We start from the raw sequence: 14401 nt of genomic DNA on the forward strand, positions 1-14401 counted from the left end.
TCGGCCACACGGCAAAACACCCAAATCGGGAGATCCACCATGACCATCCTCGTCACGGGAGCGCGCGGCAACGTCGGCCGTCGCGTGCTTCAGCGGCTTTACGCGGCGGGTCACAGCCTCCGCGCGTCCGGCCGAAACCCCGCGGAGCTCGACGTCCCCGAGGGCGTGGAAACCGTCGCCCTCGACCTCAACGACCCGGAGACGTTCATCGCGGCCCTCGCCGGCGTCTCCAAGGTCCTGCTCTACGCGGAGCCCGACGGCATCGCGCAGTTCCTCGACGAGGCGGAGAAGGCCGGCGTCGAACGCGTCGTCGTGCTGTCGTCCAACACCGTCGGCCTGCCGGGCGCCGAGGAGGACCCGCTGGCGCACCACCACAAGGTCGTCGAGGACGCCGTCGTCGCGTCCGGCCTCGGCTACACGATCCTGCGTCCCGGCGCGTTCATGAGCAACGCCTTCGGCTGGAGCTACTCGCTGCAGGCCGGCGACACCATCGACCAGGTCTTCCCCGAGGCCCAGGTGGCCCCGGTGCACGAAGACGACATCGCTGACGTCGCGGTCGTCGCACTCACCGAGAAGAAGCTCCAGGACGAGGTCGTCGACCTCACCGGCCCCGAGTCGCTGACGTTCCGGCAGGAGCTGGAGATCGTCGGCGACGTGCTCGGCCGCAAGCTCGTGGTCAACGGCCTGACGCGGGAGGAGGGCCAGGCGCAGATGAGCAACTTCGTGCCCCCGCCCGTCCTGACCTCGCTGCTCAACCAGTGGGAGGCCGCCGTCGGCGTCGTCGCGGACACGAGCGCGACCGCCGAGCGGATCACCGGCAAGCCCGCCCGCACGTTCCGCCAGTGGGTCGAGGAGCACGCCTCGTTCCTGGCGTGACGCGCCTGGCCGGACGGAGCGGCGGCCCGTCCGGCCAGGACGGCGGTCAGACCCTGGTCAGCGTGAACGTGATCGTCGACGTGCCCAGGTTCGTGCCGTCGGCGAGGTAGAACGTCGACGGGCCGGAGCTGGTGACGTTGTTCGGTCCGCTCTGGACGGCGTCCTGGTCGAAGTCGACGTAGGCGAAGTAGGCGCCGTTCTCGTCGTACACCTTCTCGCCGCGGAACTTGAAGTGGAACGTGTTCACCCCGGTGACCCACCACGTGCCCTTGGTCGTGGTGTTCTGCTCGTTGGTGATGAACGCGCTCCCGTTGGCCTTGAACACCATGCTGGTCGGGTGGTTGCCGTCCGTGCGTGTCACGTAGCCGGACCAGCTGCCGACCGGTGTGCAGCTCGTCGCACCGGCGGTGCCGGCCAGTGCGAGCAGCACGACGGCGGTGAGGGCTCCCAGGCGGGCGAGGAAGGTCGAACGTTTCGGCGTGAACGTCTGCATCTGTGCGGCTCCAGCTCCTGTTGCGTGGCGGCGGACGCGCGCAACCGTGGACGAACCCCCTCAGAGACCACTGCACAACGGCTCGAACGTGCCGTTGTCCGCTCTGGCACAAGCTCCTCTCGACTTGGGTAACGCAAAGTTTTCCTTACTCAAGGGCTGACAGGGAGGACGCCGTGACCGAACGCGAGACAGAGCTCTGCGACCTGTTCGGGGAGGTGCTCGGGGTACCGGGGATCGAACCGGAGGACCACTTCTTCGACCTGGGGGGACATTCGCTGCTGGCGTCGAAGCTCGTCAAGCAGGTCCACGAGCGGTACGGCGTCCGCGTCCCGTTGCGCAGCTTCTACGAGGACCCGACGGCACGTGCCGTCGCCAAGCAGCTGGACCAGGCAGCCTAGGAGTTCGAGATGCGGTGGAATGACCTGTACATCGCCGGTGTGGGCACATATCTGCCCGAGCAGGTCGAGACGGTGGACGACGCCATCGCGGCCGGCCGGTACACGGAAGAGAAGAAGGTCATGAACGGCTACCGGGAGCTGCGCGTCGCCGCCCCCGGTGAGACCGGACCCGTCATGGCGTCGAAGGCCGGCATCGAAGCCGTGGAGCGGTCGGGACTGAGCCCGCTGGACTTCGGCCTGACCGTGCACGCCTCCCTGTCGCACCAGGGGCTCGACCTCTGGACGCCGGCGAGCTACGTGCAGGCGAACACCGTCGGCGGGACCGGTCCCGCGTTCGAGGTCAAGCAGGGCTGCAACGGCTTCATGGCCGCGGTGGACCTGGCGGCCTCCTACCTCGCGTCGCACCGGGACCTCCCGGCCGCGCTCGTGACGGCGGGCGACGCGTTCCACCTGCCGTACTTCGACCGGTGGTCGTCGGAGGAGCAGAACGTCAACGGTGACGGCGCGGGCGCGTTCGTGCTGTCGAACCGCTCCGGCTTCGCGCGCATCCGCTCGATCCACTCGCACGCCGACTCGACGCTGGAGCAGATGTCGCGCGGCTACGCGAAGTGGACGACGGGCCCGTTCGCGGACGGCGAGACGTTGCAGCTCAACAGCGGCGTCGAGGACTTCCTGAAGAACGCCGACGTCGACCTCGACGACATGATCGCGCGCATCGGCGGCGGCGTGCGGCACTCGCTCAAGATGGCTTTGTACGAGGCGGACATCGAGCTCGAGGACGCCCGCTTCTTCCTGCACCAGCAGCTCGCCGAGACGATCGTCACGCACGGCATCTGCGGTCTCCTGGGGGTCGACCGCGCTTCCACGACCTACGACTGGGCCAAGCAGTACAGCATGGTCGGCACCGCGGACATCGCGATCGGCCTCGACCACGTGCTGGCCGAGCGCGACCCGAAGCCGGGTGACCTGGTCGTGCTCCAGTCCTCCGGCGCGGGCTACGTGTGGACCGCGGCCGTGATCGAGATCCTCGAAGTCCCCTCCTGGGTCTAGGGATCGTGCGAACGACAAAAGGGGCGGGCCCTCCTACGGGCCCGCCCCTTCTTCCGCGTTCTCAGACGTAGAGCGACTTCGAGGTCCAGTCCGGCTCCGGCAACGCCTTGCGGTCGGTCTTGCCGTTGCCCGTGATCGGCAGCTCGTCCACCACGACGAACCCGGCCGGCACCATGTGCTCCGGCATCGACGCGCGCAGGTGGCCCCGCAGCGACCGCTTGTCGAGCTGCTCACCGGACCGCACGACCCAGGCGACCAGCCTGCGGTCACCGCTCGGGTGCGTGCGCACGCCCACCGCCGCGGCCCGCACCTGCGGGTGCTCGGTCAGCGCGTTCTCGACCTCGCCCGGCTCGATCCGGAACCCGCGCAGCTTGAACTGGTCGTCCATCCTGCCGAGGAACTCGACGACGCCGTCCTCGCGCCGGCGGGCCTGGTCGCCGGTCCGGTAGTAGCGCTCGCCGTTCCAGCTGCCGCGCACGAACTTCTCGTCGGTGAGGTCCGGGCGCTTCCAGTACCCGCGCGACACCTGCGCGCCGCCGACCCACAGCTCCCCCTCCGTCCCGTCGGGCACCGGCACGCCGTCGGCGGAGACGATGACGACCTCGACGTTCTGCAACGGCGTCCCGATCGGCACGGTGCCGCCGAGCTGCTCGTCCGCGCCGATGCGGTGGCAGGTCGCGAACGTGGTGGTCTCGGTCGGGCCGTAGCCGTTGACGACCTGCACCTCCGGCACGGCCTCGCGCAACGCCCGCACGTGCGGCACCGACAGCACGTCGCCGCCGGAGAGCACGGTGTGCAGCCCCTTGAACGCGGACACGTCGACGTCGATCTGCCGGTGGAACAACGCCGCGGTCAGCCAGAGGATGCTGATCTCGTTGGAGCGCAACAGGTCCCCGAGCTCCTCGGCCTGCACGACGCCGGGCGGGGCGAGCACCACGCGGGCGCCGTTGAGCAGCGCGCCCCAGATCTCGAACGTGGCCGCGTCGAACGCGACCGGCGCGAGCTGCAGGATCCGGTCGGCCGGCGTGATGGCGACGTAGTTCGGCGCGGTGACGAGGTTGGTGATGTTGCGGTGCTCCACCATCACCGACTTCGGCCGGCCAGTCGAACCCGACGTGTACATCAGGTAGGCGAGGTCCTCCCCGGACACCACCGGGAGGTCCGCGGTGGAACGGTCGCTCCGCGGCGACACCTTCAGCGTCGTGTACCCGGCGAGGAACTGACCGACCACGATGGACACCCCGGCGTCGGTGAGCATCATGGAGACGCGCGACTCCGGGTCCTCCGGGTCGACGGGGACGTAGGCCGCCCCGGCCTTGAGCACGGCCAGCAGCGCCACGACCAGCCGCGGCGACCGTTCGAGGCACACCGCCACCCGGTCGCCGGGCCGCACGCCCGCCGCCACGAGCTCGCCGGCGAACACGTCCGACCACCGGTCCAGCTCGGCATAGCTCACCGTGTCGTGGTCAGCGGAAAGCGCCACCGCGTCGGGCGTCCTGGCCGCCCGGCAGCGGAACGCGTCGGTCACCGATGCAGACATGCCCCAGCTCCTCTCATCTCGCCCCATCGTCCGCATCCCGCCTCGAAGTCCCCTCGGGTCACAACTGGCGCTACAGGGGTGCTTGAGCTGCGCGAACAACACTCAGCGCGTCCGCTGCCCCACCTGACCGGAGGCGCATCCCCATGAACGTCCGCAAGAAGGCACTGGCCGCCGTGGCCGCCGTTGCGCTGGCAGTCCCCGTCGTCGCCGCCGCTGGTGCCACCGCGAAGCCCAACTACGAGAACGCGCTCGTCGGCCGCTGGGACCTCACGGTGACCATCCACATCGAGGAACCGCCGCTGCTCACGCCGCTGTTCTGCGACTTCACCGCCGACTTCCAGCTGCACTGCGAGACCAAGCCCGGCTACCCCGACCAGCTCGAGGGCCGGGGCGTCTGGACCGCGCAGAAGGACGGCCAGTTCAGCTTCTGGATCACCCACCACGCCCACCGCGACGAGAACGGCAACCCCGTCGGCTCGATCAACGCGAGCCACCTGGGCAAGATCAGCCCGAACAAGAACAAGTTCACCACCAAGGCGCACACCTACATCAACATGAACGACGGCACCCCGTGGGTGGGTCCCGTCGACGTCGAGGGCGCCGCTTTCCGCATCTGAGGCCCCCTCACACCGAAGGCCCCTCGCGAGTCCGCGAGGGGCCTTCGGACGTGCCCGGGGCACGGACCGGGGCCCCAGGCGGCGTCGCCTGGGGCCCCGGAGTTCCAGCGGGCGGGGACTACGCCTTCGCGGGCTCCTCCGAGGACGCCTCGGCACCCTCCTCGGCCGCGCCGCCCCAGTCCTCCTGCTTCAGCCAGCGGGGCAGGAAGGAGGCGAGCAGCAGAGCCAGCGCCGCGAAGCCGAAGCCGACGTACAGCGTGGTGCGGAAGGCGTCCGTGAAGGACGCGCCCGCGGCCTGCTGCGTGTACCTGTCGGCGACCGCCTTGGCCTGCGCGTCGTTCTGCACCGCGGTGCACGCCGCCGCCCCGGCCTCGGGGGTGCCGGCGAACGTGTTGGCGGCGCAGGACTTGAACGCGTCCGCCAGCTCGGTGGCACGGGCGTCCGCGACACCGGCGGCCACGAGCTCCTGGCGGACCTGCGGGGCCAGCGACTCCGCGTTGGTCGCGCCGTGGGAGGCCAGCGGCGCGAAGAACGCCAGCGTCACGACCGAGATGCCGACCGCGAAACCGAGCTGCTGCTTGGTGTTGATCAGGCCCGACGCCGCACCCGCGTCCTGGTGCGGCACCTCCTGCAGTGCGAACAGCGCGATCGGGGTCGCGGTCATGCCGAAGCCGAGGCCGATCAGCAGCAGGCCGGGGACGAGGCCCCAGCTGGTGATGTCGGGGCTGACCGAGAACAGCAGCACCGCCACACCGACGGCGATGACCACGGCACCGACCTGCAGCACCGCGCGGCCGAACTTCGGCACCAGGGCGACGACCGAGGCCGACGCGGTGATGAAGGCACCGATGCAGAACGCCAGCAGCGTGACACCGGTCCGCAGCGGCGAGAAGCCCAGGCCCTCCTGCAGGTACAGGTAGAGGGCCAGCATGAACATGCCGGTGAAGCTGAACATGCCCAGCATCAGCGCGAGGGCCGCGGAGAAGCTGCGGGACTTGAACAGGTTGAGCGGGACCAGCGGCATGCCGTCCTTGCGCTGCTTGGCCTTCTCGTAGGCGATGAAGCCGGCGAAGCCGAGCACCGAGGCGATCATCAGGCCGAAGGACCAGACCGGCCACTGCAGCTCACGGCCGAAGGTCAGCGGGAACAGCAGCGCGGTGAGGCTGACGGTGGCCAGCACGACACCGATGATGTCCAGCCGGATCCGCTGCGGGGCCTTGGACTCGTTGATGAACTTCCAGCCCAGCGCGTAGCCGATCAGGCCGATCGGGACGTTGACCAGGAAGATCGTCCGCCAGTCCCAGCCGAAGACGTTCCAGGCGACCAGCAGACCGCCGACGAGCGGCGCGATGGTGGCGGCCAGACCGCCGATGGTGCCCTGGATCGCGAAGACCGCGCCCTTCTCCTTGTCGGGGAAGGAGACGTGGATGATCGACATGACCTGCGGGACCATGAGGCCGGCCGCGAGGCCCTGCGCGAGGCGGGAGATCACGAGCATCTCGGGGTTGACCGCGATGCCGCACAGGAACGACGTGAGCACGAAGCCGAGCACGCCGAGCTGGAACATGCGGCGACGCCCGTAGATGTCACCGAGACGACCGCCGGTGATCAGCGTGAGCGCGAACGCGAACACGTAGCCGGCGGTGATCCACTGCAGCTGCACGAAGCTCGCGCCCATGCCGTGCTGGATCGCGGGGAGGGCGACGTTGACGATGCTGCCGTCCAGCATGTCCATGAACGTCGCGACGGTCATGATGATGAACGCGATCCAGCGGCGCGGGTCGGCCGCGGGCGCGTCGACGACCTCAGCCGCCTGCGCAGCGGCAGCCGCCGGCGGCGACTCCAGGTCGGGATTGGTGTTTGTGGAGGTCACGATTTCTCCTCAGAGACTGATTTCGCTGCGCACGACAGGTGATGGGTCAGGACTTCTCGTTGTGGCCGAAAGCCGTTCGAGTAGAACGAGGTCCCACCTCCTGTCTGTGAAGACGCCTGGAACAGACGACTGCCGGTCGATGGCCCCCAGGGTGGTCCCCTCCGCTTGAGTTCCGGTCAGGCCGCGGCGGAGCGCCGCGGGCACGCCGAAGGCCCTGGTGCCGGGGAGGGACGGCACCAGGGCCAATCGATTCCGGGTCACCCGTACAGCGACGCCGGGTAGGTGCGGACGGACGCGGTCTCGTACCGCAGGGCGACGTGGCTGGAGCTGCTCACCACGTCACGCCAGAACCGTTGCAGCGCACCGCCTTCCGCGAGCCCGCTGGTGCCGGCGGCCCGCACCAGGCCGCCGACCGCGTCGACCAGGACCTCGGCCGCGTAGGCGACGTTGCGCTCGTTGCGCGCCATCGCGGCCGGGGTGAACTCGCGGTCGTCGAGCACCGCGGCGTTCTGCTCCACGAGCAGCTTCGCCGACTCGACCTGGCCGGACGCGCGGACCAGGTCGACGGCGGACGTCACGGCCTGCTTCTTCCCCGACAGCACCGAGACGCACGCTTCGAGCGCTCCCATCGCCGCACCGACGGCGGGGGCGGCGAACGTGAGGCCGCCGACCGCCTGGAACGGGACGTTGTGGCTCTCCACCGGCGACCAGCTGGTGCCGGAGACGAGGTCCGCGCGCGAGAACGACAGGTGGGAGGGCACGAACACGTCGTCCACCACCACGGAGTGGCTGCTGGTGGCCTTCATGCCGACGCTGTCCCACGTCTCGAGCACGGTGAAGTCTCTGCGCGGCAACGCGAAGAAGCGGCCTTCGTCGCCGACCATGCCGCAGAGCAGCGCCCAGTCGGCGAAGTCGACGCCGCTGACGTAGACCCACCGGCCGCTGAGCCGGTGCCCGCCGTCCACGACGGTGCCCTTGCCCATCGGCGGCTGACCGGTCACGACGAACGCGTCCGGGCCGGACGCCCAGATCTCGTCGTGGCCCTGTTCGGGCAGCAGTGCCGCGAACCTCGACGAGAACGCGGACAGCGAGGCGCACCACGCCGCGGAGGCGCAGCCCTGCCCGACGAGCAGGACCGCCTCGGTCAGCTCGGCGAACGTGCCTTCCGAACCACCTCTTCCGGCTGCGACGAAGTGCCGCGCGAACCCGGCTTCGCGCAGTGCCTCCACGACTTCGGGAGCGAGCTTGCGGGTGGCGTCCGCCTGCGCCGCGTGCTCGGCGGCGATCAGCTTCACCTTCTCCGCGGCAGCGGCCAGCCCGGCGTTGCGACCAGTCACCCCGTCACCTCCAGGGAACGTGCTCAGGCGGCCTGAACGGGCAGGTCGCGGTGGATCGTGCGGGACTTGGTGTAGAGCTTCCCGTCGATGCGCACGAGCACGTCCTCGATGGAGAACGTCGGCTCGAAGCTGACCACGCCGTCGGCGGTGGTGCGCGTGACGAGCGAGGCGTAGCTGACGTTCAGCGTGTTCTCGTCGACCTCTTCGATCAGGTAGTGGTCGTTCCAGTGCCGCACGGCGACGCCCTTGTAGCGGGGCAGCGCGGCGCTGGCGCCGGCGATCAGGGCGGCACGGCCCTCGACCTTCTCGCTCCGGTGGGCGTGGTCGGTGACCCCGTCCTCGGTGAACGTCTGGGCGTAGCCCTCCACGTCCAACGCGTCGAGCAGCCGCATCTGCTGGGCGTAGAACGTCTGGACCTCGATGTGGACCGCAACATTGACAGGGGACACGACAACTCCTCGTCTGCCGGTTTGGCTACCGCGAATATGGGTGCGGGCGCTTTACATCCGGTTGAGCCGTCCTGGTTCCACCGCGCTTCCAGGTGGGGTTGAGACAAACCGGGCACGGTCGGACGCGACATCACCCCTTATCCCAACTCGCGAGGAGGGCCACATGGCCTCAACTCCCGATGTCGCCAAGTCGGTGACGGTCGAGGCGACGATCGAGCAGGCGTTCGAGATCTTCGCGTCGAAGCCGATCGAGTGGTGGCCGGAGTCGCACGTGTTCGTGAAGGACCGCCAGGCCATCACGATCGAACCGTTCGTCGGCGGGCGCTACTTCGAGCGCGGGGCCGACGGCGAGGAGATCGCCTGGGGCACCATCACCGAGTGGGAGCCGCCGAAGCGCCTCGTCATGACCTGGCGGGTCGGCCCCTACTGGCAGCCGATCTTCGAGGACGAGAACGCCTCGTTCATCAAGGTGGACTTCGAGGCCGTCGGCCCGACGACCACGAAGGTCACGCTGACCCACGCCGACCTGCACCGCCACGGCGAGATCGCCGAAGGCATCCACAAGGCCCTCGACGGCCCCTCCCCCGGCGAGACGCTGGAGAAGTACGCCGCCGTCGTGGACCGGCACGTCCCGAAGGCTGCCTGAGACCCCCAGAACCTCAGGTGGGAAGAAGAGAACGGCCGCCCCGATCCTCCGGGGCGGCCGTTCTCTCGTCAGTGCCTCAGGCGCCGAGCTCGAGCGCCTCGTCGTGCGTGCGGTCGACGACGCTCTTCACGTCGACGATCCGGCCCAGCTGCTTGATCAGCTGGGCGGACGTGCGGCCGTCCTGGAGCTCGACGACCACGTCGAGACGGGAGAGGTCGCCCCGTTCGGCCGGCGCGAGGCTGAGCGACTCGACGTCCACGCCACGGCTGGAGAACAGCACCACGATCCGCGCCAGCGCACCGGGTTCGTTGCGCAGCAACAGGGACAGCGAATGTCTTGTCATCACTCCACCTCGTCGAACAGGGGCCGGATGCCCCTCGCGGCCATGATCTCGTCGTTGCCCGTGCCCGCCGGGACCATCGGCCAGACCTGGGCGTCCTGTCCCACCACGAAGTCGACGACGACGGGCCGGTCGCGGACCGCCATCGCCTCCAGCACCGTCCCGTCCACATCGGACTGGCTCTCGCAGCGCAACCCGACGCAGCCGAGCGCGTCGGCCAGCTTCACGAAGTCGGGGTGGCGCTGGTGCGTGCCGAGCCGCGTGTTGGAGTACCGGCCGCCGTAGAACAGGGTCTGCCACTGGCGGACCATGCCGAGGTTGCCGTTGTTGATGATCGCGACCTTGATCGGGATGCCCTCGGCGGCGCAGGTCGCCAGCTCCTGGTTGGTCATCTGGAAGCAGCCGTCGCCGTCGATGGCCCACACCGTGCGGTCCGGCGCGCCCGCCTGCGCGCCCATCGCCGCCGGCACCGCGAACCCCATCGTGCCCGCGCCGCCGGAGTTGATGAACGAGCCGGGGCGTTCGTACTTCACGTACTGCGCCGCCCACATCTGGTGCTGGCCGACGCCCGCGGTGTAGATGGCCTCGGGGCCGGCGAGCCTGCTGATCCGCTCGATCACGTACTGCGGGGCGAGCATGCCGTCGGACGGCCAGTCGTAGCCCAGCGGGTAGGTGGCGCGCAGTCCGCCCAGGTAGTTCCACCACGTCGTGAGGTCCGGAGCCCTCGTGACGACGGCGGACAGCGCGGCCAGGACGTCGCGGCAGTCGCCGACGATGCCGACGTCCGCCTTGCGGTTCTTGGAGATCTCGGCCGGGTCGATGTCGGCGTGCACCACCGCGGCGTGCGGGGCGAACTCCGGCAGCAGCCCGGTGACCCGGTCGTCGAACCGGGTCCCCAGCGCGATCAGCAGGTCGGACCGCTGGAGCGCGGCGACGGCCGGCACCGTGCCGTGCATGCCCGGCATCCCCAGGTGCAGCCGGTGCGAGTCCGGGAACGCGCCGCGCGCCATCAGCGTCGTGACGACCGGGATGCCGGTCTTCTCCGCGAGCTTCAGCAGCTCCGGCGCCGCACCGCTGCGGATCACGCCGCCGCCGACGTAGAACACCGGTCGTTTCGAGGAACCGATGAGCTGCGCGGCGTTGCGGATCTGCACCGGCGAGAGGACCGGACGCGACGGCGTCGCGATCCTCGGCGGCGTGTAGGTCGTGGCGGACGCCAGCACGTCCTTGGGCAGGTCCACGAGCACGGGTCCCGGCCGCCCCGAGGACGCGAGCGCGAACGCCTCGGCGATCACGCGCGGAATCTCGGCCGGGTCGTGCACCTGGAAGCTGTGCTTGGTGATCGGCAGGGTGATGCTGCGGATGTCCGCCTCCTGGAAGGCGTCCGTGCCGATCACCGACCGGGCGACCTGCCCGGTGATCGCGACGATCGGCACGGAGTCCATGTACGCGTCCGCCAGCGGCGTCACCAGGTTCGTGGCACCGGGACCGGAGGTCGCCATGCAGACGCCCACCCGTCCGGTCGCCTGCGCGTACCCCTGGGCCGCGTGCCCCGCCCCCTGCTCGTGGCGCACCAGCACGTGGCGGATCTTCACCGAGTCGAGCAGCGGGTCGTAGGCGGGCAGGATCGCCCCGCCGGGCATCCCGAAGATCACCTCGCAGCCGACGTCCTCGAGCGCCTTGACCAACGCACCTGCACCGGTGGTATCCACGGTTGCTCCCGAACGGTCTTCAGCCCGCGAGCTGGCGCTCCAGCTGACGGGGGGACAGCGGCTTGTCGAGCGACGGCTCGGAGCTCAGGATCGCCCGCTGCAGCTGACGCAGCCTTTCGGACGGCTCAAGCCCCAGCTCCTCGATCAGCGTGTCCCGCAGCGACTGGTAGGCCTCCAGCGACTTCCACTGCCGGCCGGCGCGGTAGAGCGCGAGCATGTACTGCGCGCACAGGTTCTCGTGCATCGGGTGCTGCGCGGTGAGCACGGACAGCTCGCTCAGCAACGACTGGTGCTTGCCGAGCTGGAGGTCGGCCTCGATGCGGGTCTCCAGCACGCCGAGGCGGCTTTCCTGCAACCGGGTGACCTCCATGCCCAGGCGGACGCCGATCTGCACGTCCACCAGGACCGGTCCGCGCCACACCTCGGCGGCGCCGCGCAGCAACCGGCTCGCGGACTCCAGGTCGCCCACCTCGAACGCGCGCTGACCGGCGCTCGCGAGCCGCTCGTAGCTGCGGACGTCGACGCTCTCCGGCGGCACGTCCAGCATGTAGCCGCCGTACCGGGTCACGAGGACGTTCTTCGCGACACCGGGACCCTCACCCGGCATGGCCGCCTCGATGCGCCGGCGGACCTGCAGCACGTAGGTCTGCAGAGTCGTGAGTGCGCTGCGTGGCGGTGTCATCCCCCAGAGCTCTTCGATCAACGTCGGAACCGTGACGACGTGACCGGCCTGCAGTCCGAGCAGCGAGAGCACCTGCCTGGGCTTGACCGCGCTCGGCGCGATCGAGACGCCGTTCTCCCGTGCCTCCAGCGGTCCCAGAACCTTGATCTCCATTGGAGCCTCCCCTGCTCAGCGGCGGACGACTTGGTCGTGCCACAAGTTCACCTGAGCCGGGCTATCGGCCGCCACGTATCCCGCCACGACTCTCGGATGGCGAACTACTGCACCGGACGTGAGAAATTCATATGCCCAAACGAACCCAAACAGTCTCGTCTCGTAATCGATCGAGCACATGCCGTGACCAGGAGGGAGAAATACTCGGCCATTGGCGTGACGTTGGGCCGGGATTCAATGCAATATGACCTTCTTAACCGATTCAGCAGCGGCCCCGGACTGCCCTCGCCTGTCTAGTATTCGGCCTTGGGCGCGCGCCAGGAGTCGCGTTTGCTCCGGAACGGGTGTCCTTGGGGGGCACGTGAATACATCGCCTGCGATACCGAGATACCGCGCGATCATCGTCGCGGTGTTCGTCGCGGTCTGCCTGACCGACCTGACCCGCGCGCTGCTTCTCGCCGGAGAGATCACCGAATTGGCGGTGTCGGTCATTGATTTGGCGCTACTTGTACTGCTGCAAGTGTCGTATTTCCGGCAACTGAGCGCTTTGCGACGACACCTCACGTTGGCGGCACAGGTGGTGCTCCTCGTCCTTGCCTACACCGTCTTCGGTCATTCCTGGGCAGGTGTCGCGGGCCTGGTCGCGGGCAATGCACTCCTCGTGCTGCGGCCCGCGGCGGGATGGGGCGTGTTCGTCGCCATCGTGGCCGCCACCGGGTTCGCCGAGGCCGCCCACGGCGAGGTCATGATGGCGACCGCGGCCATCGCGCTGCTGCTGGCGGGCCTGGCCACCGGCTTCGCGACGCACCGCGACTGGCCGGCCCAGCCCCAGCCCGCCCCCGTGCCCACCGTGCCGGTGGCGGAGACGGAGGTCATCACGACCGCCGCCGTCGCCGCCGAACGCGTCCGCGTCGCCCGCGACCTGCACGACCTGCTCGGCTACAGCCTCAGCGCGATCAAGCTGAAGACCGAGCTGGCCCAGCGGATGGTGACCGACAGCCCGGACCACGACTGGCAGTACGTACGGGAACACATCAGCGATATATTGGATATCACCCACCACGCCCTGGCCGACGTGCGGTCACTGGCCCGCGCGTACCGCCCGATCTCGCTGGCGACGACGTCCGACTCGGCCAAGGCGATGCTGGCGGCGTCGAACATCGACGTCCGCGTCGAGCTCAACCACGACCCGCTGCCCGAACCCGTCGAGACCGTCCTCGCCGCCGTGCTGTGCGAGGCCGTCACGAACGTCCTGCGCCACAGCGAGGCGAGCACCTGCACGATCGGTGTGCAGCAGTGCGGTACGACGGTCCTGCTCGACGTCATCAACGACGGCGCCGCCGACCGCGCGGTCTCCGCCGACTGCAACGGCGTCCGCAACCAGGCCGAACGCGTGCAGGCCGCCGGCGGCACGTTCACCGCCCGCCACATCGGCGGCGGCTCGTTCCACGTGCACGCCGCGATCCCCGCGATCCCGTTCGCGCACTGACCGGACGCCCGCCACCGGGCACACCGGCGTCCAGGTCCTTTGCGGACGACCGCAGTGGACCCGGCGCGGGGGATCGGGAACGCCGGCTCAGAACCAGCCGGACTTGCGGGCGATGCGGACCGCGTCCACCCGGTTGCGGGCGTCGAGCTTGGCCGTCGCCGACGTCAGGTAGTTGCGGACGGTGCCGACCGACAGGAACAGGGTCGTCGCGATCTCCATGGCGTCCGCGCCGTCGGAGGCGAGCCGCAGCACCTCCAGCTCCCTCGGCGTCAGCGGGCACTCGTCGGTGTCCCACGCGGACAGTGCCAGCTGGGAGTCGATGACGCGGCGTCCCACCGAGACTCCGCGAATGGCGTCGGCGAGCTCGCTGACGGGAGCGTCTTTGAGGATGAAGCCGTTGACGCGCGCGTTGAGAGCGCGGCGCAGAGTGCCGGGACGGCCGAGGCTCGTGAGAATGAGCGTGCGCGTCTCGGGGGTGGTGTCGTGGATGACCGTGGCCGCGGAAAGACCGTCCATACCGGGCAGGTCGATGTCCAGCACCGCGACGTCCGGCTTGTTCTTGGCGACTGCGGAGACGATTTCGTCACCCGTTGCGACGGACGCGACAACCTCGATATCCGGTTCGAGATTCAACAAAGCGACCAATGCGCCGCGGACCATTTGCACGTCCTCGGCGAGTAGCACTCTGATCATCCGACCCCCTCTTACCCCCAGGTCACCAATTCGAGTTTTACACTCGGTGACCG

14 protein-coding genes and 1 pseudogene are annotated in these 14401 nt (G+C 69.4%); 6 read left to right on the forward strand and 9 right to left on the reverse strand.

Annotated features, from left to right (window positions below; all coding sequences use genetic code 11):
• Positions 1-39 precede the first annotated feature (39 nt).
• Positions 40-876, forward strand: a complete 837-nt coding sequence (locus VF330_RS02260) for an NAD(P)H-binding protein (RefSeq protein ID WP_330849775.1) — start codon at positions 40-42, stop codon at positions 874-876.
• A 46-nt stretch (positions 877-922) separates the two neighbouring features.
• Here VF330_RS02260 and VF330_RS02265 read toward each other — a convergent pair whose 3' ends face one another.
• A complete protein-coding gene (locus tag VF330_RS02265; protein ID WP_330849776.1) occupies positions 923-1369 on the reverse strand; it encodes a hypothetical protein in 447 nt (148 codons plus the stop codon).
• Between the two features lie 173 nt (positions 1370-1542).
• Between VF330_RS02265 and VF330_RS02270 the strand changes: the two genes are divergently transcribed.
• Positions 1543-1767, forward strand: a complete 225-nt coding sequence (locus VF330_RS02270) for an acyl carrier protein (RefSeq protein ID WP_330849777.1) — start codon at positions 1543-1545, stop codon at positions 1765-1767.
• A gap of 9 nt (positions 1768-1776) precedes the next feature.
• Entirely contained in the window at positions 1777-2817 is a 1041-nt protein-coding gene (locus tag VF330_RS02275) for a ketoacyl-ACP synthase III family protein (RefSeq protein WP_330849778.1), read from the forward strand.
• A gap of 61 nt (positions 2818-2878) precedes the next feature.
• On the opposite strand, the gene VF330_RS02280 is transcribed toward VF330_RS02275, so the two are convergent.
• Positions 2879-4357: an amino acid adenylation domain-containing protein gene (locus VF330_RS02280; RefSeq protein ID WP_330849779.1), complete on the reverse strand. Its 1479-nt coding sequence runs from the start codon at positions 4355-4357 to the stop codon at positions 2879-2881.
• A 143-nt stretch (positions 4358-4500) separates the two neighbouring features.
• Between VF330_RS02280 and VF330_RS02285 the strand changes: the two genes are divergently transcribed.
• The gene (locus VF330_RS02285) at positions 4501-4974 is read left to right on the forward strand and encodes a hypothetical protein (RefSeq protein WP_330849780.1); all 474 of its coding nucleotides are present in this window, start codon (positions 4501-4503) and stop codon (positions 4972-4974) included.
• 118 nt (positions 4975-5092) lie between these two features.
• On the opposite strand, the gene VF330_RS02290 is transcribed toward VF330_RS02285, so the two are convergent.
• From VF330_RS02290 to VF330_RS02300, 3 genes are all read right to left on the reverse strand, one after another.
• Entirely contained in the window at positions 5093-6847 is a 1755-nt protein-coding gene (locus VF330_RS02290; RefSeq protein ID WP_330849781.1) for a DHA2 family efflux MFS transporter permease subunit, read from the reverse strand.
• 257 nt (positions 6848-7104) lie between these two features.
• Positions 7105-8184 (reverse strand): hydrolase, encoded by a 1080-nt coding sequence (locus tag VF330_RS02295; RefSeq protein WP_330849782.1) that lies wholly within the window; start codon positions 8182-8184, stop codon positions 7105-7107.
• 23 nt (positions 8185-8207) lie between these two features.
• Positions 8208-8633 (reverse strand): nuclear transport factor 2 family protein, encoded by a 426-nt coding sequence (locus VF330_RS02300; protein ID WP_330849783.1) that lies wholly within the window; start codon positions 8631-8633, stop codon positions 8208-8210.
• 163 nt (positions 8634-8796) lie between these two features.
• Between VF330_RS02300 and VF330_RS02305 the strand changes: the two genes are divergently transcribed.
• Complete coding sequence (locus VF330_RS02305; RefSeq protein WP_330849784.1) at positions 8797-9279, forward strand: SRPBCC domain-containing protein; 483 nt, start codon at positions 8797-8799, stop codon at positions 9277-9279.
• A 76-nt stretch (positions 9280-9355) separates the two neighbouring features.
• On the opposite strand, the gene ilvN is transcribed toward VF330_RS02305, so the two are convergent.
• From ilvN to VF330_RS02320, 3 genes and pseudogenes are all read right to left on the reverse strand, one after another.
• Positions 9356-9622: an acetolactate synthase small subunit gene (gene ilvN, locus VF330_RS02310; protein ID WP_330849785.1), complete on the reverse strand. Its 267-nt coding sequence runs from the start codon at positions 9620-9622 to the stop codon at positions 9356-9358.
• Positions 9622-11340 (reverse strand): annotated as a pseudogene (locus tag VF330_RS02315) (acetolactate synthase large subunit); the annotation flags it as partial. The pseudogene VF330_RS02315 and the gene ilvN, both read right to left, overlap by 1 nt.
• A gap of 10 nt (positions 11341-11350) precedes the next feature.
• A complete protein-coding gene (locus VF330_RS02320; RefSeq protein WP_330849787.1) occupies positions 11351-12166 on the reverse strand; it encodes an AfsR/SARP family transcriptional regulator in 816 nt (271 codons plus the stop codon).
• A 580-nt stretch (positions 12167-12746) separates the two neighbouring features.
• Here VF330_RS02320 and VF330_RS02325 point away from each other — a divergent pair.
• Positions 12747-13655, forward strand: a complete 909-nt coding sequence (locus VF330_RS02325; protein WP_330849788.1) for a sensor histidine kinase — start codon at positions 12747-12749, stop codon at positions 13653-13655.
• An 87-nt stretch (positions 13656-13742) separates the two neighbouring features.
• Here the strand turns inward: VF330_RS02325 and VF330_RS02330 are convergent, their stop codons facing one another.
• The gene (locus VF330_RS02330) at positions 13743-14348 is read right to left on the reverse strand and encodes a response regulator transcription factor (RefSeq protein WP_330849794.1); all 606 of its coding nucleotides are present in this window, start codon (positions 14346-14348) and stop codon (positions 13743-13745) included.
• Positions 14349-14401: the final 53 nt, after the last annotated feature.

This window comes from Lentzea sp. (assembly GCF_036380075.1).
Taxonomy (GTDB): Bacteria; Actinomycetota; Actinomycetes; order Mycobacteriales; family Pseudonocardiaceae; genus Lentzea.